Annotated in this window: 19 protein-coding genes; 14 read left to right on the top strand and 5 right to left on the bottom strand. The window is 66.7% G+C overall.

Annotation, left to right across the window (positions count from 1 at the left end; translation table 11 throughout):
- Window positions 1-306: 306 nt before the first annotated feature.
- The 7 genes from U1738_RS11575 (at window position 307) to U1738_RS11545 (ending at window position 10,842) form a co-directional block, all read left to right on the top strand.
- On the top strand, window positions 307-1,329 hold the full coding sequence (locus U1738_RS11575; RefSeq protein WP_332789201.1) for a LacI family DNA-binding transcriptional regulator: 1,023 nt from the start codon (window positions 307-309) through the stop codon (window positions 1,327-1,329).
- 159 nt (window positions 1,330-1,488) lie between these two features.
- Window positions 1,489-3,963 carry a TonB-dependent siderophore receptor gene (locus tag U1738_RS11570; protein WP_332789200.1) on the top strand — a complete coding sequence of 825 codons (2,475 nt, stop codon included), beginning with the start codon at window positions 1,489-1,491 and terminating at the stop codon, window positions 3,961-3,963.
- Window positions 3,964-4,231: 268 nt separating this feature from the next.
- The gene (locus U1738_RS11565; protein ID WP_332789199.1) at window positions 4,232-5,989 is read left to right on the top strand and encodes an alpha-amylase family glycosyl hydrolase; all 1,758 of its coding nucleotides are present in this window, start codon (window positions 4,232-4,234) and stop codon (window positions 5,987-5,989) included.
- Window positions 5,986-7,302 (top strand): MFS transporter, encoded by a 1,317-nt coding sequence (locus tag U1738_RS11560; RefSeq protein WP_332789198.1) that lies wholly within the window; start codon window positions 5,986-5,988, stop codon window positions 7,300-7,302. Before U1738_RS11565 ends, U1738_RS11560 begins: the two co-directional genes overlap by 4 nt.
- A 166-nt stretch (window positions 7,303-7,468) precedes the next feature.
- Window positions 7,469-8,296: an alpha/beta hydrolase gene (locus U1738_RS11555; RefSeq protein ID WP_332789197.1), complete on the top strand. Its 828-nt coding sequence runs from the start codon at window positions 7,469-7,471 to the stop codon at window positions 8,294-8,296.
- Window positions 8,297-8,848: 552 nt separating this feature from the next.
- The gene (epsC, locus tag U1738_RS11550; protein WP_332789196.1) at window positions 8,849-9,805 is read left to right on the top strand and encodes a serine O-acetyltransferase EpsC; all 957 of its coding nucleotides are present in this window, start codon (window positions 8,849-8,851) and stop codon (window positions 9,803-9,805) included.
- Between the two features lie 230 nt (window positions 9,806-10,035).
- On the top strand, window positions 10,036-10,842 hold the full coding sequence (locus U1738_RS11545; RefSeq protein WP_332789195.1) for a DUF72 domain-containing protein: 807 nt from the start codon (window positions 10,036-10,038) through the stop codon (window positions 10,840-10,842).
- Here the strand turns inward: U1738_RS11545 and U1738_RS11540 are convergent, their stop codons facing one another.
- From U1738_RS11540 to hemC, 3 genes are read right to left on the bottom strand one after another with little or no spacing between them, the layout of a single operon-like run.
- Entirely contained in the window at window positions 10,843-11,724 is an 882-nt protein-coding gene (locus U1738_RS11540) for a hypothetical protein (protein ID WP_332789194.1), read from the bottom strand. It lies immediately after the preceding gene.
- Window positions 11,725-11,754: 30 nt separating this feature from the next.
- Window positions 11,755-12,417 (bottom strand): uroporphyrinogen-III synthase, encoded by a 663-nt coding sequence (locus U1738_RS11535; RefSeq protein WP_332789193.1) that lies wholly within the window; start codon window positions 12,415-12,417, stop codon window positions 11,755-11,757.
- On the bottom strand, window positions 12,414-13,331 hold the full coding sequence (hemC, locus tag U1738_RS11530) for a hydroxymethylbilane synthase (RefSeq protein ID WP_332789192.1): 918 nt from the start codon (window positions 13,329-13,331) through the stop codon (window positions 12,414-12,416). Before hemC ends, U1738_RS11535 begins: the two co-directional genes overlap by 4 nt.
- A gap of 64 nt (window positions 13,332-13,395) precedes the next feature.
- Here hemC and tsaD point away from each other — a divergent pair, with 64 nt between their 5' ends.
- Genes tsaD through U1738_RS11515 form a run of 3 tightly spaced genes read left to right on the top strand, consistent with a single transcriptional unit; the run spans window position 13,396 to window position 15,934 of the window.
- On the top strand, window positions 13,396-14,427 hold the full coding sequence (tsaD, locus tag U1738_RS11525; RefSeq protein ID WP_332789191.1) for a tRNA (adenosine(37)-N6)-threonylcarbamoyltransferase complex transferase subunit TsaD: 1,032 nt from the start codon (window positions 13,396-13,398) through the stop codon (window positions 14,425-14,427).
- Complete coding sequence (locus U1738_RS11520) at window positions 14,424-15,401, top strand: NAD(P)H-dependent glycerol-3-phosphate dehydrogenase (RefSeq protein ID WP_332789190.1); 978 nt, start codon at window positions 14,424-14,426, stop codon at window positions 15,399-15,401. Before tsaD ends, U1738_RS11520 begins: the two co-directional genes overlap by 4 nt.
- Window positions 15,398-15,934 carry a DUF1697 domain-containing protein gene (locus tag U1738_RS11515; protein WP_332789189.1) on the top strand — a complete coding sequence of 179 codons (537 nt, stop codon included), beginning with the start codon at window positions 15,398-15,400 and terminating at the stop codon, window positions 15,932-15,934. Before U1738_RS11520 ends, U1738_RS11515 begins: the two co-directional genes overlap by 4 nt.
- Window positions 15,935-15,962: 28 nt before the next feature.
- Here the strand turns inward: U1738_RS11515 and U1738_RS11510 are convergent, their stop codons facing one another.
- A complete protein-coding gene (locus U1738_RS11510; RefSeq protein WP_332789188.1) occupies window positions 15,963-16,127 on the bottom strand; it encodes a DUF1674 domain-containing protein in 165 nt (54 codons plus the stop codon).
- A 102-nt stretch (window positions 16,128-16,229) separates the two neighbouring features.
- Here U1738_RS11510 and U1738_RS11505 point away from each other — a divergent pair, with 102 nt between their 5' ends.
- From U1738_RS11505 to purH, 4 genes are all read left to right on the top strand, one after another.
- Window positions 16,230-17,522 (top strand): RsmB/NOP family class I SAM-dependent RNA methyltransferase, encoded by a 1,293-nt coding sequence (locus tag U1738_RS11505; protein ID WP_332789187.1) that lies wholly within the window; start codon window positions 16,230-16,232, stop codon window positions 17,520-17,522.
- Window positions 17,523-17,586: 64 nt separating this feature from the next.
- Window positions 17,587-18,300 carry a ribulose-phosphate 3-epimerase gene (gene rpe, locus U1738_RS11500; RefSeq protein ID WP_332789186.1) on the top strand — a complete coding sequence of 238 codons (714 nt, stop codon included), beginning with the start codon at window positions 17,587-17,589 and terminating at the stop codon, window positions 18,298-18,300.
- Between the two features lie 38 nt (window positions 18,301-18,338).
- Window positions 18,339-20,018: a heparinase II/III family protein gene (locus U1738_RS11495; RefSeq protein WP_332789214.1), complete on the top strand. Its 1,680-nt coding sequence runs from the start codon at window positions 18,339-18,341 to the stop codon at window positions 20,016-20,018.
- Window positions 20,019-20,066: 48 nt separating this feature from the next.
- On the top strand, window positions 20,067-21,632 hold the full coding sequence (gene purH, locus U1738_RS11490; protein WP_332789185.1) for a bifunctional phosphoribosylaminoimidazolecarboxamide formyltransferase/IMP cyclohydrolase: 1,566 nt from the start codon (window positions 20,067-20,069) through the stop codon (window positions 21,630-21,632).
- A 34-nt stretch (window positions 21,633-21,666) separates the two neighbouring features.
- Here purH and U1738_RS11485 read toward each other — a convergent pair whose 3' ends face one another.
- Complete coding sequence (locus U1738_RS11485; protein WP_332789213.1) at window positions 21,667-23,094, bottom strand: lipopolysaccharide biosynthesis protein; 1,428 nt, start codon at window positions 23,092-23,094, stop codon at window positions 21,667-21,669.
- Window positions 23,095-23,255: the final 161 nt, after the last annotated feature.

The raw sequence follows: 23,255 nt of genomic DNA, 5'->3' as shown, positions 1-23,255 counted from the left end.
ACCGGCCCGCTCATGCTCTATAATACCACCGGGCCGACCACCCGATACGGTAGCTGGGGACAGCACGATTTTACCGGCCAATCCTCTCCAAAGCGCCGCGCCATCATCGACGCGGCCGCGAAACGCTGAACATCGGGCGCGGAATCGAAATCGCATCCCGACGCGTCGCTAGGTCTGTGTTCCAGAATTACTGATCCACACCGCCGGCACGTCAATCACGCTATACATCATTCGGGCCATACCAAATTCACGAGGCCGGATCGCATTGCGTTTGCTCGTGATGGAGCCCTGCTCATATACCGGAGCATGACCAACGATCCCACCGACCTCAGCCGGCCGCGTACGATAAGCGATATCGCCAGGCTCGCCGGCGTTCACGCGGGAACCGTGTCGCGTGCGCTGGCCGACAATCCATCGGTCAATGCGAAGACGCGTGCGCGGATCCAGGCGCTCGCCGAGGAACATGGTTTCCGTCCCAATCAAATGGCCAGCCGGCTGCGCACGCAGAAGACCAGTGTCGTCGGCGTGGTCGTCCCGCTCGGCCATGAACGGCGCCAGCATCTTTCGGACCCGTTCTTCATGACGATCTTGGGGCATCTCGCGGACGGCCTGACCGAAGGCGGCTACGACATAATGCTATCGCGCGTCATTCCGGATGCCAGCGACTGGCTGGAGAGGATCGTCGATTCCGGCATGCTCGACGGCGTGGTGCTGATCGGACAGTCCGATCAATTCGATGCGATCGAGCGGGTTGCCGCACGCTATCGTCCGCTGGTGGTCTGGGGCAGCCATGTCGACGGCCAGCGCCACTGCGCGGTGGGCGTCGACAACATCCTCGGCGGCATCCTGGCAGGACGACGCCTGATCGAGCGCGGGTGCCGGCAACTCGCATTCTTCGGCGAGATCAGGACGCTGGAACTGGCGCATCGTTACGAGGGGTTGCGCCAGGCCGCGCGCGAGGCAGGCATCGCCGACCCGATCCAATGCGCCACGCATCTAGCGTCGGACGTGATGGCCGCGGAAATCGCTCTCCATGTCGATCGGCTGCTCGACCGGATCGACGGGATCGCAGCCGCGTCGGACGTCATCGCAATGCACACCGTACGCGTTCTCGCCGACCGCGGCATCTCCGTTCCTGAAGGCCTACCGGTGATCGGGTTCGACGATCTGCCGCTGGCCAGCAACATCGTTCCGCGCCTGACGACGATCAGGCAGGACGTGCAGCGCGGTGCAGCCGCGATGATACGCGCATTGTTCTCACGCATGGACGGCGGCGACTCACCATCGGTCGTGCTGCCGCCCGAGCTGATCCTGCGGGACTCCGCCTGATCGAGCAAGCCGATCACATGCGCGAAATTCTCCAGCGTTCCGCCCGCGCAACGGTGTTCAAAGACAAAAATGCAATCGATTGTTGCAATCGATTGCGAATTTGGCATATGCACTCCTGAACAGATCGCTGATCAAGTCGATCGTCTCAGGAGAGGTTTAATGACGAAAGCATCCTATTGGCTCGCCGGCGCCGCCCTGCTGGCGCTTCAACCTGCGATCGCATCGGCTCAGACGACGCAAAGCCCCGCCGCTCCCGAGACGGCGGCCCCCGAAGATCGCGGCGACGATATCGTCGTCACGGGTACGTCCCGGCCCGAGCGCCGCCTCACCACCAGCATCTCGGTCAGCGCGCTTGATTCCGCGCAAATCTCGCGCGCCGCGCCACTGGGAAGCGCGGATCTGATCCGCAACGTTCCCGGCCTGCGCTCCGAATCCTCGGGCGGCGAAGGCAATGCCAATATCGCCGTGCGCGGCCTGCCCGTCGCCAGCGGCGGCGCGAAGTTCGTTCAGTTCCAGGAAGACGGCCTGCCCGTCCTCGATTTCGGCGACATCGCCTTCGCCACCGCCGACGCCTTCGTCCGCCCCGACAACAACGTCCAGCGCGTGGAGGTCGTTCGCGGCGGATCGGCTTCGACCGTGACTAGCAACGCGCCCGGCGCGGTGATCAACTTCATCAGCAAGACGGGCAAGACCGCCGGCGGTGAGATCGCCCTCTCCAAGGGGATCGATTTCGACCGGACCCGGATCGACGCCGATTACGGCGCACCGATCGGCCAGGACTGGAGCTTCCATGTCGGCGGCTTCTACCGGATCGGCGATGGCGTGAAGAAGATCGGCTACAACGCCGAGAAGGGCGGCCAGATCAAGGCGAACATCACCCGCAATTTCTCGAACGGCTTCCTGCGCCTCAACGTCAAATATCTCGACGACAAGGCACCTGCCTACATCCCGGTTCCGATCCTGGTCGGCGGCACGAACAGCGATCCCAAGTTCAGCGCCGTGCCCAATTTCGATCCCAAGAAGGATCCGCTGCAGTCCCCGTATTTCCGTTCTGATCTCGCGATCGGCGCGAACGGGCAGCGCATCCGCACCGATGTCGCCGACGGCTATCGCACCAAGGTGCGCGGGATCGGTGGCGAGGCGTCGTTCGATCTCGGCGGCGGCTGGCACATCGACGACAAGTTCAACTACGCCAAGAATTCTGGCGGCTTCACCACGCCCTATGCCGCGAACGTGGCGACTGCGGCGTCGTTCGCGACCTCTATCGGTGGTGCAGGCGCGACGCTGCGCTACGCCAACGGCCCGAACGCGGGGCAGACGATCGCCAACCCGGCGACGCTCAACGGCAATGGCCTGGCGACCAACGCCTTGCTGTTCAACGTCACGCTCGACGACTTCACCAACGTCACCAATATCCTGACGCTCGCACGCGATGTCGATGGCGGATCGCTGGGCTCGGGTTCCGTGACGCTGGGTTATTTCCGGTCGCATCAGGCCGTGAAGATGGACTGGCACTGGAACAGCTATCTGCAGGAAGTCAGCGGCAACAAGCCGGCTTTGCTGGACGTGTACAACGCCGCCGGACAGGCCGTCACCCAGAACGGGCTGATCGCGTACGGCGAGCCGGTGTTCGGCAATTGCTGCCAGCGTTATTACGACGTCGATTACACGATCGACGCGCCGTATCTGTCGGGCACGTGGAAGTCGGGCCGGCTCAATCTCGACGGCAGCGTGCGCTGGAACAGCTCCAAGGCGAAGGGCATCTACGCCACGAATACCGGGCTGAGCGTGATCGACGTGAACCAGGACGGCGTGATCCAGACGCCGGAGCGCGCCGTGCCGGTGGTCAATCTCGCGGCGGCCAAGCCGGTCAATTACCGCAAGAGCTATTTCACCTGGTCCATCGGTGCCAATTTCGAGATCGAGAAAGATCTCGCTTTGTTCGCTCGCGTCAGCCGCGGTGCGCGCTTCAATGCGGACCGCGTCCTGTTCGGCGGCGGCATCCGCGACGATGGCAGCATCGCCGACCAGATCGCGGTGAACTTCGTCAACCAGCAGGAAGCGGGCGTAAAATACCGCTCCGGCGTGTTCTTCGCCAACGTCACCGCGTTCCGCGCGACCACCGCTGAGGCGAACGAGATCATCATTCCGCAGCAGCGCGTGATCAACAACAAGTATCGTTCCTATGGCCTCGAGCTCGAGGCCGGCATCGACTACGACATCTTCCACCTGACCGGCGGCGCAACCTACACCCATGCGCGCATCACCGAGAGCGAGGTGCAGCCGGCGCTGAACGGTAACACCCCGTATCGCCAGGCCGCATTGATCTTCCAGGCGTCGCCGTCGATCGTGCTCGACCGCTTCACCGTCGGCGCGAACCTCATCGGGACGACTTCGTCTTATGCCTCGGATCTCAACCAGTTGAAGATTCCCGGCTATGTGCTGACGGGTGCGTTCGCGTCGTTTGACGTGACGCAAAAGCTGCGCGTGTCGGTGAATGCGCAGAACCTGTTCAACACTCTGGCGATCACCGAGCTGGGGCTGGCGGCGGATACGCTTCCGGCGAACGGCATCGACACCGCTCGCGCGTTTCCGGGCCGCAATATCAGCGCTACGGTCAGCCTTCGTTTCTGAAGGCGACATGGCGGATCGCTTAGGGCGATCCGCCATGTGGCAAGCGTAAGGGCGCAATCGGGATGTCGGCTATGGGTCTGCACAGGGTAATCGGCGTGATCGGGGCGATGCTGGCGGGCATCGGCTCGCCCCGTGCCCCGGCCCGATGCAAGCGCCGCCGCATAGTCTCCGAAAAGGCTGTAGGGGCGATAACTCATCTCCCTCGCCCCACGCTGGCATCGATCGCGGTGGCGCTGTTCAACTGCGGAAACGCCGCGGTGATCGCGCGATGAAGCAGCATGAAGCGACGCTGCGGCGGCAATTGCAGCGGCTCTACGGCCAGACCCACGATCTCGACGCGCTGTGGGTGCGGATCGAAACGGTGCTGCGCGATCGCATGGCGGAGAGGCCGGCGGTGATGCAGGCGCTGGATGCGGCGCGGGTCGCCGATCCCGACTGGTTCGTCACCCCCGACATGATCGGCTATTCGACCTATGTCGATCGCTTCGCCGGCACGGTTGCGGGGATGATCGCGCATGTCGATCATTTCGAAGGGCTGGGAGTCCGCTATCTCCACCTGCTTGCGCTGTTGAAGGCGCGCACCGGCGACAGCGATGGCGGCTTCGCGATCGCCGACTATCTCAGCGTCGAACTTGCGCTGGGCACGATGGCCGATGTCGAACGACTGGCTGCACGCCTGCGCGCCAGCCGGATCAGCCTGTGCGTCGATCTGGCGCTCAACCATACCGCCGACGACCATGTCTGGGCACTCAAGGCCAAGGCCGGCGATCCATATTATCGCGATTTCTACATCGTTCTGGACGAGGCGGAGGCGGCACGGCGCGAGGCAATGCTGCCTCAAGTGTTCCCCACCACCGCGCCAGGCAATTTCACGGCCGTTTCCGAGATGGGCGGTTCGGTATGGACGACCTTCTATCCTTTCCAATGGGATCTGAACTGGTCGAACCCGAACGTGATGGTCGCAATGATCGATACGATGCTGCGGCTCGCCAATCATGGCTTCGAGGCGTTCCGGCTCGATTCAACCGCCTTTCTTTGGAAACAGGCGGGCACCGACTGCCGCAACCTGCCTGAAGCGCATTACATCGTACGCGCATTGCGCGCCGCCTTGGAGATCGCTGCCCCGGCAACGCTGCTGAAGGCGGAGGCGATCGTGCCGACCGCATTCGTGCCGCCCTATTTCGGCGCGGACGAAGGCGAGGGGTTCGAACCCGAATGCCATCTTGTCTACAACAATTCGCTGATGGTCGCGGGCTGGGTCGCGCTTGCAGAGCAATCGGCGGCCTTGCCTGCGGCGATCATAAACGCGAGCGGCGGGTTGCCGCGCGGCGCGAACTGGCTGACCTATTCGCGCTGCCATGACGATATCGGCTGGGGCGCGGTGTTCGGCGATCTGCGGGCGCTGGACCCCGATCCGGAAGCGCGGCTGACCGAGACGGCGCATTTCCTCGAAGGTGCCGGCAATAGCTGGGCACGGGGAGAACCGTTCCAGTCGGACGGATCGGTCCTTCACGGCACCAACGGCACATTGGCCTCGCTCGCCGGTTTGGAGGCCGCAACGGACGAAGACGAACGCGACGCGGCGTTCCGGCGGATCGCCCTGCTCAACGCGCTGGCGATCGCCGGCGGCGGTGTCGCGACGATCTATATGGGCGACGAGGCGGGCGTGCTGAATGACATTTCCTACCGCAGCGATCCCGATCGGATGCACGAAGGGCGCTGGCTTCACCGCCCGGCGATGGACTGGAATGCGCTGAATGATCCCGGCGCGCTGCGGATCGGAGGCGATCTGGCACGGCTGCGCGATGCCCGGATCGCGAGTGGCGGGGCCGGCGCTCCCAATGCGATCACCACCGATACGCCCGCTTTGCTCGGCATCGGTTGCGGGACCGACGCGGTGTTCCTCAACTTCTCCGGCGATACGGTGCGCTTGCCCATGGCCGGCGACGATCGCCTGACGGGAGGGATCGCCCCCGCAACGCTCGGGCCTTGGCAAGTCGTCTGGATGGCAGGAGCCCAAGCATGAAGCCGCGCCTTTCCCTTGCCCGCATCGTCGAGATGAATCTCGGTTTCCTCGGCCTGCAATTCTCGTTCGGCCTGCAACAGGCGAACATGGCACCGATCTATGGCTATCTCGGCGCCGACGAGGCCTCTATGCCGCTGTTGTGGCTGGCGGGTCCGATCACCGGGTTGCTGGTCCAGCCGCTGATCGGCGCGCTGTCGGACAAGACGACCAGCCGATTGGGTCGGCGCACGCCGTATTTCCTCGTCGGCGCGGTGTTGTGCAGCCTGTGCCTGCTGGCGATGCCGTACAGCCCGACTTTGTGGGTCGCGGCGAGCCTGTTGTGGATCCTGGACGCGGCCAACAACGTGACGATGGAACCCTATCGCGCCTATGTCGGCGATCGCTTGTCCGAGGATCAGCGGCCGACCGGCTTCCTTACCCAAGCGGCATTTACCGGGCTGGCGCAGACCTTGTCCTACCTCGCGCCGTCGCTGCTGGTGTGGTGGGGGATGGACAAGGATGCGGTGGATGCGAACGGAATTCCCGACATCACCCGCATCGCGTTCCTCGTCGGGGCGGTCCTTTCGCTATCGACGATCCTGTGGTCCGTGCTGCGCGTGCCGGAATTGCCGCTCGCGCCGGAGGAACTGGCGGCGATCCGCGCGGAGAAAGTGACGCTGGGCGCCGCCGTGCGCGACGTCGTTCAGGCGATCCGCGACATGCCCCCGGCAATGCGTCAATTGGGCGTCGCGATGCTCTGCCAATGGTATGCGATGTTCGCCTATTGGCAGTTCATCGCCTTCGCTCTGGCACGTTCCCTCCACCACACCAGCAACCCGGCGAGCCAGGGTTTTCGCGACGCAGCCCTGACCGTGGGTCAGGTGGGCGCCTTCTACAACGCGGTCGCCTTTGTCGGGGCCCTGGCGATGGTGCCGTTCACGCGGCGTTACGGTGCGCGCACCGTGCATGCCGCATGCCTCGCCGCGTCCGGCGCCGCGATGCTGGCGATCCCCGGCATCGCCGTCGAAGGCTGGCTGTATCTGCCGATGATCGGCATCGGCATTGGTTGGGCCAGCATGATGGGCAATCCCTATGTGATGCTCACCGACACCGTCCCGGCGGCGAAATTCGGCATCTATATGGGCATATTCAACATGTTCATCGTCGTTCCGATGATGATCGAGAGCCTCACGGTGCCGTTATTCTACCACCCGCTGCTCGGCGGCGACGCGCGGGGAATCCTGTATGTTGCGGGTACGCTGATGTTCGCGGGAGCGATCGCTACATTGCGGGTCAAGGCGGGGCATCGCGTTCCGTCCGCTGCCCGCACGTAGCGTCGGACCCGACTTTGGAAGCCCGCAAGAGGAATTTCGCGACGTGATACGCCACCTGCTGATCTGCGCCTCGCTGGCCCCTATGGGCACGACTGCATCTGCGCAGAACTCCCGCCCATCGCCCGCTGGGGTCGATCGTCCGTCTGCTTTGCCTGCGGATCCATTCATGGAAATCGAGACCATCCGCCTGTGGCCCGGCCGCGCACCCGGCGCCACTGCCGATACGGCGGAGCAGACCCCCACCATGACCATATTCCGTCCCCAGAAGGGGCAGGAGAACGGCGCCGCGATCGTGATCGCGCCCGGTGGCGGCTATATCGAACTCGCCGGCAATATCGAGGGGCGGCAGGTCGCGGACTGGTTCGCCTCCCGTGGCGTCACCGCCTTCGTCCTGAAATATCGCATAAGGCAAACGGCGCGTTTGCCGATCCCCCTTCTCGATGGCGCCCGGGCGATCCGTTTCGTTCGCGCGAACGCGGCAAGTTTCGGCATCGATCCGAAGCGGATCGGCATGATCGGCTTTTCGGCCGGCGGCCATCTCAGCGCGATGTCCGCTGCCACGGCGCGGCCGGGGACGACAACGTCGGCCGATCCCGTCGAACGAGTGAGCAGTCGTCCCGATTTCCTTGTTTTGGGCTATCCCTGGCTCGAGGCGACGGCGATCGATGCCAAGGGCAAATCGCCATATTGCACGTTTGCAGGCGGTGACTGCGATCCCCGCGACTACGAACAGTTCATGCCGGTCCGCGCCGCCACCGCCGACATGCCCCCCACCTTCATCTACCACACGAGCAACGACCCCGTCGTCGATGCGTCCGGCATCACCCGCTTCTACGACGCCCTGCAATCGCGGCACGTGCCGGTCGAACTCCACATATTCGCACTCGGCCGCCACGGCAGCGGTCTAGGCGGGTCAGATCCTGCACTCGACCGTTGGCCCGATCTGATGGAACCGTGGCTGCGCGAGCTTGGCGTATTCGACCACAAACGCTGATGGCGCGGATGTGAGGGATCAGCCTAGAGTGGTAAGCGGCGACAAGGTCGGCGAGGAGTCCAACTACGTGCTCAATCCAGCCCTCCGGTTGAACGGTCAGGCTTTAGGATGCCCAGTTCAGTTCGACATGGTGCTGGGCCACGCCGGGCTATCACCGGTGAGTTTTCCGAGAATCGTATAAGATCGCGCGTCGGTTTTCCGATTTCGTCACTAAGCGGAAGATGGGGCGGCGGTCAGCGCTTGCCGATCATCCAGCCGCCGTGTTCGCCCCGCTCTTGCTTTACACGCTTGAGACCCGCTGGCTTTAAGGGTGATCGTCGTCGCAGGCAGCCGGGTTCGTGAAGGTGCGCAGGCCCCTTTGCATCGCAATACGTTTTCTTCTTTGCGATCTCCTACGGTTATAGTGGACATTTCCAAAAGACGGAGGTCGGTTGCCGCCGATCTGAGCCGGCGCGCCGAGGCTGATCGCGTCATCGCCGTCCCGCGGGACGCAGGTCGTTCTCTGCGGATCTGCGACTGAATCGATCCAACGGACGAGGAGTGGAGGAAGCAATGGCCGAACCTTTCGAAGCGCGATCGCCGATCGCATTTCCGGGCGAATTGTCCGTGGTGGTCGATGGCTTGCAGCAGGCCCGGGCGGACTGGCGCGCCGGTCACGCCCGGCATGCCGAGCGCGGCATCCGTTTCCCCGCGCGGCGTGATCTCGCGCGCATCCTTCGCGAGCTGGGCACGGCATTGTTTCCGCTGCGGCTGGGGCCGCCCGAGTTGACCGCCGAGAATGAGAACCGCTGGATCGAGGCGACGCTCGAATCGACCCTGTCCCAGTTGCTCGCACAGATCGCGATTGAGATAAGGATCGCCCGTCCGGGGATCGGCAGCGCCGAGGAAGCCGAGGAGGCCGAGCGCATCGTCGGCGCGTTCGCGGCCAGCCTGCCCGGTATCCGGCGCCTGCTCGATCAGGATGTCGAGGCGGGATATGCCAACGATCCCGCGGCGCGCAGCGTGGACGAGGTGCTTCTGTCCTATCCTTCGCTCGCCGCGATCATCCATCATCGGCTGGCGCATCGGCTCCACACGCTGGGTGCCCCGCTCGTCGCCCGCGTCATCGCCGAAGTCGCCCATGCCGAGACGGGGATCGATATTCATCCCGGCGCGCGGATCGGGCGGAAATTCTTCATCGATCACGGCACCGGGATCGTCATCGGTGCTACCGCCAGGATCGGCGATCGGGTGCGGCTGTATCAGGGCGTGACGCTGGGCGGCGAACCGATCGCGGCCGGCGAAGCGCAGATCGGCGGTGAAGGCGCAGTCTGGCGTCACCCCGCGATCGAGGGCGATGTCGTGATCTTCGCCGGCGCGGTGTTGCTCGGCCCGATCACGATCGGTGCGCGGTCGCGGATTGGCGGCAACGTCTGGCTGCGCAGCGACGTCCCGCCGGACAGCGTGGTCGATGCCGCCCAGCCGACGATTCGCCCGAAACAGTCCGGCGACGAAGGGCGGCGCGCCTAGATCACAACCCTTCGCCGATCCATTGCGCGTTCGACAGGCTCCGGGCGAGATCGGCGGCCTGGTGACGGATATCGGGAACCGCGACGCCTCCTAGAAGCTGCACCGCGTCATCGACCCGAATCTGGCTGGCCTTGCCCAGCGTCCGGATCAGCGGTTCCCCGCTGCGCGCGATATCGCCTGCCGCGCGGACGATTTTGCCGCGCTGCCCTTTCCCCCGCTATATCCTCCAAATGACACAAGCATCGATTCGCGTCGGCATCGGCGGCTGGACCTACGAACCGTGGCGCGGCACTTTCTTTCCGGAAGGTCTTGCCCACAAACGCGAACTCGAATTCGCCAGCCGCGCGATGACCGCGATCGAGGTGAACGGCACCTATTACAGCAGCCAAAAGCCGGCGACCTTCGCCACCTGGGCCAAGACCGCGCCCGACGGCTTCGTCTTCGCGCTGAAGGCGTCGCGTTTCTGCACCAATCGCAAGGTGCTGGCCGAGGCGGGCGAATCGATCGGCAAGTTCGTCGGCCAGGGGATAACCGAACTGGGCGACAAGCTCGGGCCGATCCTGTGGCAGTTCATGGCGACCAAGAAGTTCGATGCTGAGGACTTCGGCGCGTTCCTGAAGCTGCTGCCCGACCAGCAGGACGGCATCGCGCTGCGCCACGCCGTGCATGTGCGACACGAATCGTTTGCGGTGCCGGAATTCGCCGCGCTGGCGCGCGCGGCGGGGGTGGCGATCGTCTTTGCCGATGCGGCGGAATATCCGGCGCTAGCCGATGTGACCGGCGATTTCGTCTATGCCCGGCTGGAGAATGCGCAGGAGGCGGTGGCGACCGGCTATACCGACGCCGAACTCGATCGCTGGACGGAGATCGCGCATGACTGGGCCGCAGGCACCGCACCGGACGGGCTGCCTTATGCCGACCCCGCCAAACCGGCCAAAGTGCCGCGCGACACGTTCGTGTTCTTCATCAACGGCGCGAAGGTACGGGCACCCGCCGGCGCGATGGCGATGATCGAGCGGCTTAAAGCTGCCACCTGATCAGGTCGCAGGGGCGTCCGTGCCGGGAATGTCGGTCGGGTTGGTCTGGCCGGTGATCGCCGCCGCCTCGATCGTGTCCAGCGCCTGGCGCGCGCCGATGTAACGGCGTGCCGCCGCGGTCCAGCGTACCGCCTGCGACGCACCGGGCATCCGTGAGACCTCGGCCAGCGCGGCTTCCACTTTGTTCGTCTCCAGCATCTGCTTCGCGCGCGCTAGGCGATCGACCGGCAGCGGCGAAGGCGTATCGGCGCGGTGGATGACGACCAAGTTGCCGAGTTCGCGGCGCAGGCTGTGCAGCCAGCCGGTGCTCGCCTGGCCCGTGACCAATTCAGTGCCGATTCCGTCCAGTCCGGCGCGCAGCTCGGCGATCGTCACCGGCTCGCGCGCTGCCTGCAGGATCGCGGCGACGGCGTGCGGCTGGGTCGTGCCGAACCGGGTGCGCAACTGATCCTCGATGTAACCGAGCCGCAGCCCGCGATCGAGCGCGCGGCGTGCGGCGAAGGCGACCATCATCCCCTCCGCGCGGGTGGCATAGCCCGAGGCGGCCTGGGCATCGCCACCGACGCGCGCGGTGCGCTGTTCGAGATCGGCGAGGCGGCCGGCGAGTTCAGCCTCGCGCGTCGACAAAGCGTTGAGGTCGATCACCGGCGCGGCGATGCTCGTCGCGGGTGCCCCGGCGGCGGGCACGACCACCACCGGCAACTGGCTCTTGGCGGTAACGGCCGGCGCGGTCGCCTCGGTCGGGAACCACACGCTTTGATAGTGCAGCACCGCCGCCATCGCGACCAGCCCGAGCAGGAAAGCGAGGCCGGCGATGATCGCAGGCCAGCGGGCGCGGGGCTTGGCCGGTGCCACCAGCGGGGTCGGCGTGAAATCGCTCATGCGGCCTTATCCCTGCGTCTGCCGGGCCGGTCAATCGGCGAGCGTGACGGCGGCGGCGATCAGCGCCTCGTCACTGGGCGCGGCGGCGCTCACGGCGCGCTGCCAGCCGGGGCCGGCGGCATTTAGGATCGCCGGGCTGAGTGTGGCGATGCGATAGGTGCTGCGGTCCCCGGCAAGCCCAGCAAAGGCACGCGCGGCCCGGACGGAATGGAGCAGCACCACCTGATCGCGCAGCTCCGCGATCTGTTCCGGCCGGATCGGCAAAGCGCGGCTGGCATAGACGGATATCGTAGCGGTTACGATGCCACCGGAGGAAACCATCCGATCGCGGCCGCCGAGGTACAGCGCGCGCGAAATGCCTTGGGTTTCGGCCTGGGCGAGCAGGGTCGCGGCATCCGCCTCACCGATGATGACGACGCGAAAGCCTGCATTCGCCGCCGCCGCTGCCGTGATTGCCCCGACGGCGAACACCGGCAATGCGCGCAAGGCGGCCAGCCCCGCCCCGCCGTGGCGTAACGTGTTGGCGCTGGTCAGGATCAGCGCGTCATGCGCGGCCGGGTCGGGCGGAGTCCAGGCCAGCGGCGCGACCTCGAACAGCGGCAGCGAAATCGCGCGCAACCCGATCGCCGCGATGCGGGCGATGGTGGCGGCGTTGCCCGGCTCCGGCCGCAGCACAGCCAGCGCCCTTTTCATGCCGCGAACAGAGCCCGTACCGCCGGTGGCGCACGGTCGAGCAGATCGCGCGCCACGCGCTCGGCCAGTCCCTCCGCATCGATCGGCCCATGCGCCTCGCCGGCCACGAACAGGCCGCCATCCTCGGCCAGCAGTTCCGCGCGCAGCGTCACCACATTCCCGGCAATCGTAGCAAGCGCGGCGACCGGCGAATGGCAATCCGCCTGCAACGCCGCGAGCAAGGCGCGCTCGATGAGCACGCAGGTCCGCGTCGGCAGATGGTCGATCGCGCCGATCACGTCCCGCGCCCGCGCATCGTCGGCGCGCGTCTCGATCCCCACCGCGCCCTGCGCCGGGGCCGGCAGCATGGCGTCGATCGGGATCGCCACGCCGATATCGTGCCGCCCGAGCCGGTCCAGCCCGGCGGCGGCGAGCAATGTGGCATCCACCTCGCCCGCCGCCAGCTTGGTCAGCCGCGTGTCGACATTACCGCGAAACAGCACGATCTCCAGATCGGGCCGCGCGCGCAGCAATTGCGCGCTGCGCCGGGGCGAACTGGTGCCGACCACGCCGTTCGGGCGAATCGCGGCGATGTTCTCCGCGCCGATCAGCCGATCGCGCACGTCGGCGCGCGGCAGCATCGCCCGTATCGCGATTTCGGCCGGGCGTAGCGTCTCGACATCCTTCATCGAATGCACCGCGCAATCGATCTCGCCGTCCAGCAGCGCGCGATCGAGTTCCTTGGTCCACAACGCCTTGCCGCCGATCTCGGCCAGTGCGCGATCCTGCACCCGGTCCCCGGTGGTGCGGATCGGCACGATCTCGACCGCGCCGTCGCTCCAGCCATGCGCGGCATATAAGGCATCGCGCACCATCCCCGCCTGGGTGAGCGCGAGCGGCGATCCGCGGGTGCCGATACGAAAGGGCTGGGTCATTGCAAACCGGCTAGAAGAAGCACGGCCCTTCGACAAGCTCGGGCCGAGCGGTTAAGGACGGGCCATGCTGATCCTCGGCCTTGAATCGAGTTGCGACGAAACCGCAGCGGCGCTCGTCACCGGCGACCGCCGCATCTTGGCGCACCGGCTTGCCGGGCAGGAGGCGGAGCATCGCCCGTTCGGCGGCGTCGTGCCGGAAATCGCCGCGCGGGCGCATGTCGAGGCGTTGATGCCATTGATCGAGGGCGCATTGTCCGATGCCGGGGTGACGTTGCGGGAGGTCGATGCGATCGCCGCGACGGCGGGGCCTGGGCTGATCGGCGGGGTGATGGTCGGTCTCGTCACCGGCAAGGCGCTGGCGCATGCGGCGGGCAAGCCGTTGATCGCGGTCAATCATCTCGAAGGCCATGCGCTGTCGCCGCGCCTGACCGATCCCGATCTGGATTTTCCCTATCTGTTGCTGCTCGTCTCGGGCGGACACTGCCAGTTGCTGCTGGTCGAGGGGGTGGCGCGCTATCGTCGGCTCGCCACGACGATCGACGATGCGGCGGGCGAGGCGTTCGACAAGACTGCCAAGCTGCTTGGCCTCGGCTTTCCGGGCGGCCCGGCAGTGGAGCGCGCGGCGGCGTTGGGAGATGCTTATGCCGTGCCGCTGCCGCGCCCGCTAAAGGGTTCGCCGGAGCCGCATTTCTCCTTCGCCGGCCTGAAGAGCGCCGTTTCCCGCGCTGCCGATTCGAAACTGTATAGCGCGGAGGATATCGCCGCCTCGTTCCAGCAGGCGGTGGTCGATTGTTTGATCGATCGCACGAAGCGTGGCCTCGATCGCGCGGACGGCGCGACGGCACTGGTCGTGGCGGGCGGTGTCGCCGCAAATCAGGCCATGCGCACTGCGCTGCAGGGGCTGGCGACGGACAACGGTCTGCGCTTCGTCGCGCCGCCCTTGTGGCTGTGCACCGACAATGCCGCGATGATCGCCTGGGCCGGCGCGGAACGCTTCGCCGCCGGCCTCACCGATCCGCTCGACGTCGCCGCCCGCCCGCGCTGGCCGCTCGATCCGGCAGCCGAAGCGGTGCGCGGCGCGGGGGTGAAGGCGTGAAGATCGGTGTCATCGGCGGCGGGGCTTGGGGCACCGCCTTAGCGCAGGTCGCGGCGCGGGGCGGGCGCGATGTGCTATTGTGGGCGCGTGAGGATGAGGTGGTCGCCTCGATCAACACCGCGCACGTCAACACTTTGTTCCTGTCCGCCGTGCCGCTGCCCGAAACGATCCGCGCGACCGGCGATCTCGGCGAGTTGGTCGATTGCGACGCGTTGCTCGTCGTCGCGCCGGCGCAGCATGTCCGCTCCGTCCTTGGCGCGATCGATATCGGCGCGACGCCTCTGGTGCTGTGCGCCAAGGGGATCGAGGCGGGCACGCGCCTGCTCGTCGGCGAGGTGGCCCGCGCGGTGCAGCCGTATGCGCCGATCGCGGTGCTGTCTGGCCCGACCTTCGCGCATGAAGTCGCGGCGGGTCAGCCGACCGCCGTAACGCTGGCGTGCGAAGACGAGGTACTTGGGCAGCGACTGGCCGAACGGCTCGCCGGCCCGGCCTTCCGCACCTATGCCTCCGCCGATGTCGTTGGTGCGGAGATCGGCGGGGCGGTGAAGAACGTGCTCGCGATCGCCTGTGGCGTGGTCGAGGGCGCGGGGCTCGGGCAGAATGCCCGCGCCGCGCTGATCGCGCGCGGGTTCGCCGAGATGACCCGCTTTGGTCTCGCGCGCGGCGCGCGGGCGGAGACGTTGGCCGGGCTGTCGGGGCTCGGCGATCTCGTGCTCACCTGCTCCTCGACCAGCTCGCGCAACTTCTCGCTCGGCGTCGGGCTCGGTCAGGGCCGGGCGGCGGCAGACCTGATGGCCGATCGCCGTACCGTCGCCGAGGGTGCCTTCACCGCGCCTGTCCTGCGCGAGGCGGCGCGCGAGGCCGGGGTCGACATGCCGGTCAGCGAAGCGGTCTGCGCCCTGCTCGAAGGCGCGAACGTCCGCGACGTGGTCGGTGCGTTGCTCGCCCGCCCGCTGACGCGCGAGGCGGAGTGAAGCGCTGGGCGGCGTTGCTGCGCGGAGTCAATCTCGGCGGGCGGAAGCTGTTGATGGCCGATCTGAGGGCGTTGACCGAGGGGCTGGGCTTCACCCGGGTGGAGACTTTGCTCGCCTCCGGCAACGTGGTGTTCGACGCCATGCAGCCGGGGCCGGAGATCGAGACTATGCTGGAGGCGGCGCTCGCGGCGCACGGCTTAAAGACCGACGTCATCGTGCGCGATTCGGCCGATCTCCGCGCGGTGATCGCCGCCAATCCGCACACTGCGGCGGTGCTCGATCATCCCAGCCATGTGCTGGTCACGTTCCACCGCGATCCGTTTCCGGCCGATCGCCTCGCCCGGCTGGCCGAGCTGTATGACGGTGCCGAACGCCTCCACGCATCCGGCCGCGAACTCTATACCGATTATCTCGGTCAGCAGCAGATGCGCGAAACGAAGCTGTTGCAGGGCATGAACAAGGCGAAATTCCCCAAGATCGCCACCGCGCGCAACTGGAATACCGTGATCAAGCTGGCGGATATGCTGACTTAAATCGGGAAACGATCCCGTCCTGTCCCCATCAGAAATCGACCGCGATGCCCTTCAATTCCCAATCGCCATAGCGCGTGGGGTCACGTCCCAGCGGGTCTTCGGTCGCGGATTGCGGTTTCGCGTCGGGGGCGGGCACGGGCGGGCTTTTCGACAGATAGGCTGGCGGTTTAACATGTGGCGGGCGCTCGGCCATGGTCTGCTCCTCGGGTTCCTTTGCGAACATCGGCGCTGTGGCGGCTGGCCGCAAGGCGTTGCGCGGCTTTACATGGCGACGAAGCTGCCCAATGGCTGCGCGATGTCTTCCCAATCCCATTCCGCCGATCCGCGTTCCGATCCCCCGGGCGTCCCCGCGCGCCGCGCCGCGCTCCGCCTGCTCGATGCGGTGCTGCGCCAGGGCCTGCCGCTCGAATCCGCGCTCGACCGCGCCACGGCGGGGATTGACCGTGCCGACGATCGCGCGCTCGCCCGCGCCATCGCGGCGGAAACGTTGCGCCGCCTGCCCGATCTCGATGCGCTGATCGATTCGGCGACCGCCCGGCCACTGCCGGAGGATGCCAAGGCGCGCTTCGCCCTGCGCATCGCCTTGGTCCAGACGCTGGCGCTCGGCACACCGTCACATGCCGCGATCGCCACCGTGCTGCCGCTGGTCGAGGGTGGTCCGCGCAAATTGGTCCACGGCGTGTTCGGCACCCTGTCCCGGCGTGGCGATGCCCTGCCCGAAATCCCCAGCCTGCCCGATGCGACCGCGATCCGCTGGCACGCCGCCTGGGGTGACGACGGTATCGAAGGCGCGGAACACGCCATCGCCGCGCCGCCGCCGCTCGATCTGACGCTGGCCGATCCGTCGCGTACCGACGAGTGGGCGGAGCAACTCGGCGGCGAATCGCTGATGCCCGGCCATGTCCGGCTGCCCGGCGGGCACGTACCGGAAATGCCGGGGTTCGAGGAAGGCGCGTGGTGGGTGCAGGATCTCGCCGCGTCCCTCCCTGCCCGGCTCATCGGATCCGGAGTCGGCACCGCGCTCGACATCTGCGCGGCGCCCGGCGGCAAGACGATGCAGCTCGCCGCCGCCGGCTGGTCCGTCACCGCGCTCGACAATTCGCCGACCCGGCTCGAACGGCTCAGCGACAACCTTGCCCGCACGAAACAGGCGGCCGAGATCGTCACCGCCGACGCCTTGTTGTGGAAGCCCGCCCAACCCGCCGACGCGGTGTTGCTCGATGCGCCGTGCAGCGCGACCGGCATCTTCCGCCGCCATCCGGATGTGCTGTACCGCGTGCGCCCGTCGATCATCTCTGAGATGGCGGCGTTGCAGGAACGCCTGTTCGCCCGCGCCGCCGATTGGGTGAAGCCTGGCGGCACGCTCGTCTACGCCACCTGCTCGCTCGAACCGGCCGAAGGCGAGGAGCAGTTGCGCCGCTTCCTGTCGGTTCGGTCCGATTACCGGATCGATCCGGTGCGGCAGGACGAACTTCCGGCCGGACTTGCCCCCCATGCCGACGGTTACTTGCGCACCTTGCCGGGAATGCTTGGGCGTGTCGGCGGGCTGGACGGGTTTTTCATGGTGCGTTTGATCCGCACCGCCTGAACATTCCGATCGCTGCCCCATCGCTGTCTTGCGGCCCGAGTCAGCCATGCTAGAGACGTCCTCCATGCCCCCAGTTCCGAGCCAGCGCCCCGTCCGTATCGCCCCCTCGATCCTTTCCGCCGATTTCGCGCGCCTGGGCGAGGAAATCCGCGCGATCGACGCCGCCGGCGCGGACTGGATCCATGTCGATGTGATGGATGGGCATTTCGTCCCCAACATCACGATCGGGCCGATGGTGGTGAAGGCGATCCGCCCCTACACGACCAAGCCGATCGACGTGCATCTGATGATCGCGCCGGTCGATGCCTTCCTGGAGGATTTTGCGAACGCCGGCGCGGATACGATCAGCGTCCATCTCGAGGCCGGGCCGCATACGCATCGCAGCCTCCAGCACATCCGTTCGATGGGCAAGCGCGCCGGCGTGGTGCTGACCCCGCAGACCCCGGCCAAGGCGCTCGACTACCTGCTTGATTCGGTCGATCTGGTGCTGGTGATGAGCGTCAATCCCGGTTTCGGCGGGCAGAGTTTCATCGAGAGCCAGTTGAAGAAGATCGCCGCGATCCGCAAGATGATCGATGCCGGCGGGTTCGATGTGGATCTCGAGGTCGATGGCGGGATCGATCATAATACCGCGCCGCGCGCGATCGCCGCCGGGGCCGATGTGCTGGTCGCCGGCACCGCGACGTTCCGGGGCGGGCCGGACGCTTATGCCGCGAACATCGCCGGCCTGCGCGGTGGCCGGGAAATGGCAACGCAATCCGGAACGCCAGCCGGGTGAGCGATCCGGGGGACGGCATCGACGAAGGCAAGCGGCTGATGCGGATCGGCGGCGATACCGGCCTGTCGCTCGCCGAACGCCTGACCGAACGTTTCCATCGCCTGACCTGGCGCACCCCGATCCACGGCGTGAAGCTGAAGGGTCGTCATCCGCTGAAGCTGATCGCGGTGCCCGACGATCCATTCATCGGCGACGTGCGGCGCGGGCACGCTTTGCTCGCCGGGCAGATGCTGTTTCGCGGCGAGAGCCATGCGCTGGAGACCTTGTTCGATCGCAAGACCATGCCGACGCGCGGGTTCGTCGACTATCTGCAAAGCTTCGCCTGGCTGCGCGACCTGTCGACCGTGGCGACGCGCGCGCAAGGCGCGCCGATCGCCGAACAGGTGATGCGCGGCTGGCTCACTCTGCATGCCGACAAGGTGACGGAGCCCGCATGGCGCGCCGATCTGTGGGGCCGGCGTATCCTGTTCTGGACGGCGCATGCGCCGCTGATCCTGTCCTCCGCCGATCTCGTCTATCGCAGCAGCGTTCTCAACACGCTGGCACGCGGTGCGCGGCATATCGATCGCGGGGCGGAGAAGATGGCGCCGGGTGCGCCCCGCATCGCCGCGATGTGCGGCGTGTGCGCGGCCGGATTGCTGATCGCCGGCGGAGACGCACGGCGCGGCGGGATGGAGGCTGCGCTGAACCGCGCCATCGCGCAATCGGTGTTCGAAGATGGCGGCAGCGTGGCGCGCTCGCCCGCCGCGCAACTCGACATCATCATGCTGCTGACGATGCTGCGCGAAACGTACGAATCGCGCCGGCTGGGGGCGCCGGCCGCCTTGTACGATGCGCTCGCGCGGATGGTGCCGGCCTTGCTCGGCGTGTGTCTCGGCGATCGCGGCCTGTCGAGCTGGCAGGGCGGCGGCCCGGTCCTGGCCGAGATTATCGCGCAGATCGTCGATGCCACCGGCATCCGCGCGCGTCCGCTGCGGCAGGCGCGCGAATGGGGCTATCAACGCCTGGCGGCCGGATCGGCGATTGTGATCATCGATGCCGCGCCCCCCCCGGTCGCCCGGCTGGTCGAGGGCGGCTGCGCCTCGACCCTGGCGTTCGAGATGTCGGATGGGCCGCACCGGCTGGTGGTCAATTGCGGCGGTGCGCGCGCGGCGGTGTCGCAATTGCTGCCCAGCCTGGCGGACGGGCTGCGCACCACGGCGGCGCATTCGACATTGATCGTCGGCGACAGCAATTCCACTGCGATCCATGCCGATGGCACGCTCGGGCGCGGCGTGGCAGAGGTCGAGCTGACGCGTCAGGAATCGGAGAATTCCAGCCGGATCGAGGCGAGCCATGACGGCTATGCCCGGCGCTACGGGTTCCTGCATCGCCGCCAGTTGGTACTCGGCAGCGACGGGCGCGAACTGCGTGGCGAGGATATGCTGTTACCCGCCGGCAAGCGCCGCAAGAGCGCCGCCGCGACGCCGTTCGCTTTGCGCTTCCACCTCGGCAAGGGCGTGCAGGTTTCGCCCACAGCCGATGGCATGGCCGCGTTGCTGCGCATGCCTGGTGGCGCTTTGTGGCAATATCGCTGTCGCGGCGGCACGCTGGGCGTCGAGGACAGTCTGTGGATCGATCCCGATGGTCGCCCGGTCTCGACCCAGCAACTCGTCGTCACCGGCGAATCGCCTGCGGGCGGCGCAAGCGTCAGCTGGGTCTTGAAGCGCGCCAACTGAACAGGCAAAGCGCCCGCGCCTGCCACTCACCGTTGGAATTGTCCCGCCATGACGACCATCCCCATCCGCTGCGCCCTCCTGTCGGTGTCCGACAAGACCGGCATCGTCGAACTCGGCCAGGCGCTTGCCGCGAAGGGCGTGGATCTCGTCTCGACCGGCGGTACGGCCAAGGCATTGCGCGATGCGGGTCTCTCGGTGCGCGACATCAGCGATCTCACCGGCTTCCCGGAGATGATGGACGGGCGCGTCAAGACGTTGCACCCGATCGTGCATGGCGGCCTGCTCGCGGTGCGCGACAATGCCGAACATGTCGCGGCGATGGACGAACACGGGATCGGCGCGATCGATCTGGTCGTCGTCAATCTCTACCCCTTCGCCGCGACCGTGGCGAAGGGCGCGGATCGGCCCGAGATCATCGAGAATATCGATATCGGCGGCCCGTCGATGATCCGCTCTGCCGCGAAGAACCACGAATTCGTCGCGATCGTCACCGATCCGGCGGATTATGCGCTGCTGTCGGAAGGCAGCACCACGCTGGACGAGCGCCGCAAGCTGGCGGCCAAGGCCTATGCCGCGACCGCCGCCTATGACGGGATGATCGCGCAATGGTTCGCCTTCGCCGATCAGGGCGAGGCATTCCCGGATATCCTGCCCTTGACGCTCAAGCACGGCCAGTCGCTGCGTTACGGCGAGAACCCGCACCAGTCCGCCGCCTTCTATACCGCCACCGGCCCCGCCGCGCGGGGCATCGGCCAGGCGCGACAGGTGCAGGGCAAGGAACTGAGCTACAACAATTTCAACGATGCCGATGCCGCGCTCGATCTGGTCAGCGAATTCGCGTCCGCCGACCCCAGCGTCGTGATCGTCAAGCACGCAAACCCCTGCGGCGTCGCTACCGCCGCGACGCTGTCCGAAGCGTATGAGGCGGCGTTCGCCTGCGACACGGTGTCGGCGTTCGGCGGTATCATCGCGCTCAATCGCCCGCTCGATGCGGCGACGGCGCGCGCAATCACGGGTATATTCACCGAAGTCGTCATCGCGCCGGATGCCGACGAGGAAGCGCTGGCGATCTTCGCGGCGAAGAAGAATCTGCGCCTGCTGCTCACCGGCGATCTGCCGAACGCGGCGCGGCCGGGCCTGCTCGCCAAGTCGATCACCGGCGGCTGGCTGCTCCAGACGCGCGACAATGGCACGCCTGGCGAGCTGAAGGTGGTGACGAAGCGCGCGCCCACCGAACAGGAACTGGCCGATTGCCGCTTCGCCTGGACGGTGGCTAAGCACGTCAAGTCGAACGCGATCGTCTACGCCAAGCAGGGCAGCACCGCCGGCATCGGCGCGGGCCAGATGAACCGCCTCGAATCCGCCCGCATCGCCGCCTGGAAGGCGAAGGACGCCGCCGACAAGGCCGGCTGGGCGGACGCGCGCACGATCGGATCGGCGGTCGCCTCCGACGCCTTCTTCCCCTTCGCCGACGGCCTGCTTGCCGCCGTCGAGGCGGGCGCGACGGCGGTGATCCAGCCGGGCGGCTCGATCCGCGACGAAGAAGTGATCGCAGCGGCGGACGCGGCCGGCCTAGCGATGGTCTTCACGGGAATGCGCCACTTCCGCCACTGATCTGTGGCGCAGCCTCTCAAGAAGGCTTAGCTGTTCAAGCCGGAACCGCGGCGCCCTCCTTGGGCATCGACTTGAACAAGGCCCGATCCGCCGGCGTCAGCGCCCAGCGGAACAGCACGAACAAATACGTCGCCGCGATCGCCGGGATGCCGATCACCACCTCGGCCCATTCGAAGCGCTTTGGCAGCCACGTGAACGCTCCGCCCACTATAATCGCCGCCAGTGCCCCCCACAGCATCGGCCAGCGCCACCCGGCGACGCGTGCCTTCAGCAGGTGCGACAGGAAGCTCGATTTGATGATCGACGTCAGCCCGACCGAGGCGAACAAGGCGACCGCCGGCCCCGCCGCCTGGAAATTGACTGGCCAGCCGACGCCTCGCATCGCGAAGATCAGGCCGAAGCTCAAGGCGATCTGGAAACACAGCATCCCCGCCGAAATCAGCAGGTTCCGGAACCGCGCGATATAGACGAGCGCACTTTCCGACACCGCGCCGGTCGAGGCCGCCGCCTCGGCGGTGAGCAGGAACCCCAAAGCCGCCGTGCCCGCCACGAATTGCGGCCCGACGATGCCCATCACCGCCTCGCCGGGAATCGATCCCATCAGCGCGAGGCCCACCTGCGCCGCCATGATCCAGAAGCCCACCTGCCGCACCTGCGCCGCAACGGCTTCCTTGTCGTCGCGCGCCAGCGCCGTGGTGACGACCGGGCCCAGGATCGGATCGAAGCTGGTCTTCAGCTTGCCCGGGATCGATGCGACCTGCTGCGCCATATAATAGATGCCGACGATCTTGGGTTCGAACATCACGCCCAGAATGAAGCGATCGACATTCCGCGTGCCCCATTCGATCGCATCCGCGCCCGCCAGCGGCACGTTGCGCCGCGCGAGCCCGATCAGGATGCTGGGGCGCGGTCGCCAGCCATAAGGCAGGCCGTAACTGCGCATGAACGGGATCAGCGACGCGACCAGCGCGGCCACCATCGATGCGATATACGACAACACCAGCCCGTCGCGCAGCGAGTAATAGGAGAAGGCCCAGGCGGCGATGCTGATCGTCCACGGCTCGATCACCGCGCGCGCCGTCACCGTCGCCTTCACGTTGCGGCGATAGGCGAGCGCGGCCAGGCTGATATCCGACCAGGCCGTGGCGAAGACGATCAGCGCCAGCCAGCGGTCCATGCCGTGGATCGTGCTGTTCGGGTACATCACCTCCGGCACCATCACGAGCACGGCGCTGGCGATCAGCGAGGCGATCAGCGCCACCGCCATCGCATCCCACACCACGCACACTGCCGGCCGGTCGCCCTCCGACAATGCCTGTGCAAGCCCGCGTTTCAGCCCGAGCGTGGCGATGAGTGCCGCCAGTTCGACCACCACCACGGCAAGCGCGAACCGCCCGACCTGATCCGGGCCATAGATGCGCCCAGCGATGAACAGGAACGGCAGACGCGCTACGAGGCGCATCAGGAAGCCGATGATGTTCGTCCGGCCCCCCTTGGCGAGCGCGTTCAGTTCATCGGTGCCGGAGGCGGCGGCAGGATCAGGCAAGCGGGAATATCCCCACGCTTGTCAAACACACATCCGTTCGCCCTGAGCCTGTCGAAGGGCAAGCGCTGCGCACGCCC

This window comes from Parasphingomonas caseinilytica, from assembly GCF_036663755.1.
Taxonomy (GTDB): Bacteria; Pseudomonadota; Alphaproteobacteria; order Sphingomonadales; family Sphingomonadaceae; genus Sphingomonas.
Note: the sequence above shows the minus strand (reverse complement) of the source record. Positions and strands in the feature narration are given on the sequence as shown.

Excerpts from the sequence above, each read along its gene's own strand:
- U1738_RS11485 (WP_332789213.1), bottom strand. The coding sequence starts at position 23,094 with ATGCGCCTCGTAGCGCGTCTGCCGTTCCTGTTCATCGCTGGGCGCATC.
- U1738_RS11545 (WP_332789195.1), top strand. The coding sequence starts at position 10,036 with ATGACACAAGCATCGATTCGCGTCGGCATCGGCGGCTGGACCTACGAA.
- U1738_RS11495 (WP_332789214.1), top strand. The coding sequence starts at position 18,339 with ATGCGGATCGGCGGCGATACCGGCCTGTCGCTCGCCGAACGCCTGACC.
- U1738_RS11555 (WP_332789197.1), top strand. The coding sequence starts at position 7,469 with ATGGAAATCGAGACCATCCGCCTGTGGCCCGGCCGCGCACCCGGCGCC.
- U1738_RS11575 (WP_332789201.1), top strand. The coding sequence starts at position 307 with ATGACCAACGATCCCACCGACCTCAGCCGGCCGCGTACGATAAGCGAT.
- hemC (WP_332789192.1), bottom strand. The coding sequence starts at position 13,331 with ATGACCCAGCCCTTTCGTATCGGCACCCGCGGATCGCCGCTCGCGCTC.
- U1738_RS11570 (WP_332789200.1), top strand. The coding sequence starts at position 1,489 with ATGACGAAAGCATCCTATTGGCTCGCCGGCGCCGCCCTGCTGGCGCTT.
- rpe (WP_332789186.1), top strand. The coding sequence starts at position 17,587 with ATGCCCCCAGTTCCGAGCCAGCGCCCCGTCCGTATCGCCCCCTCGATC.
- U1738_RS11565 (WP_332789199.1), top strand. The coding sequence starts at position 4,232 with ATGAAGCAGCATGAAGCGACGCTGCGGCGGCAATTGCAGCGGCTCTAC.
- U1738_RS11540 (WP_332789194.1), bottom strand. The coding sequence starts at position 11,724 with ATGAGCGATTTCACGCCGACCCCGCTGGTGGCACCGGCCAAGCCCCGC.
- U1738_RS11560 (WP_332789198.1), top strand. The coding sequence starts at position 5,986 with ATGAAGCCGCGCCTTTCCCTTGCCCGCATCGTCGAGATGAATCTCGGT.
- U1738_RS11510 (WP_332789188.1), bottom strand. The coding sequence starts at position 16,127 with ATGGCCGAGCGCCCGCCACATGTTAAACCGCCAGCCTATCTGTCGAAA.
- purH (WP_332789185.1), top strand. The coding sequence starts at position 20,067 with ATGACGACCATCCCCATCCGCTGCGCCCTCCTGTCGGTGTCCGACAAG.
- tsaD (WP_332789191.1), top strand. The coding sequence starts at position 13,396 with ATGCTGATCCTCGGCCTTGAATCGAGTTGCGACGAAACCGCAGCGGCG.
- U1738_RS11505 (WP_332789187.1), top strand. The coding sequence starts at position 16,230 with ATGTCTTCCCAATCCCATTCCGCCGATCCGCGTTCCGATCCCCCGGGC.
- U1738_RS11535 (WP_332789193.1), bottom strand. The coding sequence starts at position 12,417 with ATGAAAAGGGCGCTGGCTGTGCTGCGGCCGGAGCCGGGCAACGCCGCC.
- epsC (WP_332789196.1), top strand. The coding sequence starts at position 8,849 with ATGGCCGAACCTTTCGAAGCGCGATCGCCGATCGCATTTCCGGGCGAA.